Annotated in this window: 1 protein-coding gene and 1 pseudogene; both read right to left on the reverse strand. The window is 48.9% G+C overall.

What is annotated here, in order from left to right; genetic code table 11:
• Positions 1 to 242 (reverse strand): type III secretion system translocon subunit SctB (gene sctB / locus R7093_RS25010; RefSeq protein ID WP_318146990.1); only part of this gene is annotated, 242 nt, incomplete at its 3' end.
• Positions 243 to 253: 11 nt separating this feature from the next.
• Positions 254 to 791 (reverse strand): annotated as a pseudogene (vopB, locus tag R7093_RS25015) (type III secretion system translocon subunit VopB); the annotation flags it as partial.

Consider the following 791-nt stretch of genomic DNA (forward strand, 5'->3'; position numbering starts at 1 on the left):
TCAATCGTTGGTGCAAGCTCACCCATCAGGTTCGCAACCACTTGTGCTTGATTACTGATCGCAGGAGCTTTCGGCCCATCTAATTGATAGCGACCTGCACCAGAAACGTTTGACTCACCGTTGCTTTTTACTGCACCCGCTTCCAATTTGGTCTCTGGTGTTTTTTCTGCTTTGGTTGTTTTGATAGTGTCGCCCAAACCATACAGTTCACCGCGACCCGTTCCACCAATTTTATCCAACATACTTACGCTCCTTAAACCGTTGCAGGACGGCTCAACACCGTTTGCATGGTTTCACTTTTCGCCTGAATCATTTGCATGATGATGCTCATCAGCTCTTGGAAATCTTCCATCAACTTGCCAATTTCTTCTTTTAGCTTATCGATGACTGCCTGGCTCAACGTCATTTTGGCGCGGAGATCCGTGATATCGGCTTGTATTTCCGTAACGTTCGCATTGTTGGCAGCGTGAACGCTGTCCGTTGCGCCCTTACCTATGTTAACCGTAAGGTCAACCGTTTCAGCGCCGTAGCGAATCGCTTTGGCTGTGGTTGTCGCAGCTTTAGAACCCATGTCCGCAACTTTTGCCATATTGGCTGCAGCTTTCGTGGCAATATCTGTCACTTTCTGCGCAATTTTGCTGGCACTTTTCGCGGCAAGTTTCGCGATACCACCAGCCGCCGCGCCACCAAAGGTCACGATTGCACCGATGACAGCGACAGCAATTTCTAATGCCATCACCACTTTGTTCAACACATCGACATTCACACCCGCTTCTTTTAGCGCGTCTTGA

It is taken from the genome of Vibrio sp. 1580, from assembly GCF_033340055.1.